Origin of the sequence: Streptomyces mayonensis (assembly GCF_018982965.1) — a bacterium.
Lineage (GTDB): Bacteria > Actinomycetota > Actinomycetes > Streptomycetales > Streptomycetaceae > Streptomyces > Streptomyces mayonensis.
In genome coordinates this window covers 1-2,863 of the sequence record NZ_JACBYP010000243.1, presented here as the reverse complement: position 1 = coordinate 2,863, position 2,863 = coordinate 1, and the positions used below count along the sequence as shown (strand labels likewise).

General features: G+C 75.4%; 1 protein-coding gene. It reads left to right on the top strand.

Features of this window, described 5'->3' with window-relative positions:
• Position 1 precedes the first annotated feature (1 nt).
• The coding region (locus HZS56_RS37580; RefSeq protein ID WP_301543124.1) for a SpnB-like Rossmann fold domain-containing protein at positions 2-2,863 on the top strand (2,862 nt) is incomplete at its 3' end.

Here is a 2,863-nt window from a genome sequence, read left to right as displayed (position 1 = left end):
TCTGGAGGACGGTGCGCGGGTGGTGGCGTTGCGCAGTCGGGCGATCGCCGCGGAACTCGCCGGCCACGGCGGCATGGTCGCCGTGGACCGGCCCCTCGCCGAGGTGGAGGGGATACTCGCCGGCTACGCCGGGTCCGAGCACGACGGACAGCTCACGGTCGCCGCCGTGAACAGCCCCGCCACCACGGTGGTCTCCGGCGGCACGGCGGCCCTCGACGCCCTGATGGCCGACTGCGAGGCCCGCGGCGTCCGGGCCCGCCGCATCCCCGTCGACTACGCCTCCCACTGCGCCCAGGTCGAGAACATCCGGACCCAGGTCGAGAAGGCGGCAGCCGACGTGGTGCCGCGGCCCGCGCGGATACCGTTCTTCTCCACGGTGACCGGAGGCGACCTCGCCCACACCGAACTGGACGGCGCCTACTGGTACCGCAACCTGCGGTCCACCGTCCGCTTCGAGGACACCGTCCGCGCCCTGCTCGACGCCGGGTTCCGCAGGTTCGTCGAGGCGAGCGCGCACCCCGTGCTGACCACCGGCATCCAGATCACCGCCGAGGACCACGGCACGGACGTGTCCGTCACGGGCACCCTGCGCCGCGACGACGGCGGCCGGCCGCGCCTGCTGCGCTCGCTCGCCGAGGCATTCGTCACCGGCGTACCCGTGCGATGGGCCCGCTCCTACGACGGCCGCGCGACCCGGCGGGTCGAGCTGCCCACGTACGCCTTCCAGCACCGCCGCTTCTGGGTGGCGGACGGCGCCGCCCGTCGCGCCACGCACGCGCACCAGGACGGCGCGGAGGCCACCGGGCACGCCCTGCTCGGCAGCGCGGTGCCGCTGCCCGGGACCGGCGGTGTCCTGCTCACCGGGCGGCTCTCGCCGCGGGAACAGCCCTGGCTGCGCGACCACTCCGTACACGGGCGCGTACTGGTGCCGGGTACGGCACTGCTGGACATGGTCCTGCGCGCCGGGGACGCGGTCGGCTGCGACCGGGTGGAGGAACTGACCCTGGAGACCCCGCTGCTCCTGGACGCGTCCCGGCCGACCCAGGTACAGGTGCTGGTGGCCGGGGCCGAGGCAGACGGCAGCCGCGCGGTGGACGTCCACGCCCGGCTCCAGGACGCCGCGCCCCAGGAGGCGGACTGGGTACGGCATGCCCGGGCGACGCTCGTGAACGGCACCGGGCGCCGGGAACCCGCGGCCCCCGAGAGGCACCGGGAGCCCGTGACCTCCGAGAACTGGCCCCCGGCGGACGCGCAGCCCGTGGACCTCACGGGGCTCTACGAGCGGCTGCACGAGCAGGGCCTCACCTACGGAGCGGCGTTCCGGGGACTCACGCGGGTCTGGCGCGGGACGGCGGGCGAGCTGTTCGCCGAAGCCGACCTGCCCGGGGCGGACGTGGCGGGCTTCGGCATCCACCCGGCCCTCCTCGACGCCGCCCTGCACGCCTGGCCGGCCTGCGCGGAGGACGAGCACACCGGCCGGCTGCCCTTCCTCTGGACCGGCGCCACCCTCCACGCCACCGGAGCCCAACGGCTGCGGGCCACGCTCGCCCCGACGGCCGAGGGTGCCTTCTCGGTACGGGTCACGGACAGCGAGGGGCTGCCTGTCCTGTCCGCCGACGGCCTCCTGACGCGTCCGCTCGACGAGGCGCGCCTGCCCGCCCCGCCCGAGGACGGCGTCGCCGCCGCCCACCGGGTCGCCTGGACCCGCGTACCGGACTCGTCCCGGGACTACGAACCTCCGCGCGTCGCGGTGCTCGGGGAGACGGCCCCCGGGCTCCCCGCGACGGACCCGGCCTACGCGGGATGCGCCGACCCGGGAGCACTGGCGGAACGCCTGGCGGACGGGGGAACGGCGGCTCCCGGGCACGTCCTGGTGGACCTGCGGACCGGCGCGTCCCAGGACTCCGGCGGCGACCTGGCCGCGGACGCCGAGCGCACCGCCCTGCACGCGCTGGACCTCGTGCAGCAGTGGCTGTCCGGCGAGCACTTCGCGCAGTCCCGGCTTGTCCTCGTCACCGGCGGAGCCGTCCACGTCCACGACGCGGAACGCATGGACCACCTCGCGGCCGCACCCGTGTGGGGCCTGGTGCGTTCGGCACAGACCGAGCACCCCGGGCGCTTCGTCCTCCTCGACGTCCTCGGCCACACCCCCGCGACCCCCGGGACGGTGTCGCGCGCCCTCTCCTCGGGCGAGCCCCAACTCGCCGTCCGCGGCGACGAGATCCTCGCCCCGCGCCTGGTGCGCGGCGACGCGCCGACGACGGCCCCGGTGAGCGAACGGCCCGAAACGGTCCCGGCGCACGACGAGGACCCGGCCGGGGCACGGCAGCTCACCCACGCCGGAAACGGCACCCTCGAAGGGATCGTCTGGGGCCCGGCGGCCGAGGACCGGGACGACGGTGCGCTGGACGAGCACGAGGTGCGCGTCGACGTCCGCGCCGTCGGCCTCAACTTCCGCGACGTGCTGATCCCGCTGGGCATGTACCCGGACGCGGAGAGCGCGCGCATGGGCAGCGAGGGGGCCGGCGTGGTCACCGCCATCGGGTCCGGCGTGACGGGTGTCGCGGTGGGCGACCGGGTCATGGGCGTCTGGCAGGACGCGTTCCGGTCCTCCGTCGTGGTGGATGAGCGGGTGGTGGTGGGGGTGCCGGAGGGGTGGTCGTTCGTTGAGGCGGCGTCGGTGCCGGTGGCTTTTGTGACGGCGTTCTATGCGTTGGTGGATGTGGCGGGTGTGCGGTCGGGTGAGTCGGTGTTGGTGCATGCGGCTGCGGGTGGTGTGGGGATGGCTGCGGTGCAGTTGGCGCGGTGGTTGGGGGCGGAGGTGTGGGCGACGGCGAGTGAGTCGAAGTGGTCGGTGGTGCGG